At 61.5% G+C, this 231-nt stretch carries 1 protein-coding gene; it reads right to left on the bottom strand.

Translation table 11 applies throughout. From position 1 onward, the window contains the following. Nucleotides 1–60: 60 nt before the first annotated feature. Complete coding sequence (locus RVY79_RS22145; protein WP_411161791.1) at nucleotides 61–183, bottom strand: hypothetical protein; 123 nt, start codon at nucleotides 181–183, stop codon at nucleotides 61–63. Nucleotides 184–231 lie beyond the last annotated feature (48 nt).

The following is a 231-nucleotide window of genomic DNA, read 5'->3' as shown; positions in this document are numbered from 1 at the left end:
GCTCTTCCGATCTGATGTCGCCCCCCACCCAGTGGTTGACGTCATTCAGGAGCTGCTGAGTCATACGACTGTCCCGGTGTTGCTGCTGCCTGTCTGCACGCCGGTGTGCTTGTGCGTGTCGTCGATCCGGTGGCCATTGGCGGACACTTGACCCGTGAACTGGGTGTTGCCGTTGATGCTCATGGAATTGCCGGAGCCGTTGTTTCCGGAGACAGCCATGCCGGCCTGGCC

This window comes from Chromohalobacter sp. HP20-39 (genome assembly GCF_033052815.1).
In the GTDB taxonomy this organism is placed as follows: domain Bacteria; phylum Pseudomonadota; class Gammaproteobacteria; order Pseudomonadales; family Halomonadaceae; genus Chromohalobacter.
The sequence above is the reverse complement of the archived record's forward strand: the minus strand, read 5'-3'. Positions and strand labels throughout refer to the sequence as shown.

What these genes read in the sequence shown, in the direction of transcription:
- RVY79_RS22145 (WP_411161791.1), bottom strand. Translation starts at nt 183, where the DNA reads ATGAGCATCAACGGCAACACCCAGTTCACGGGTCAAGTGTCCGCCAAT.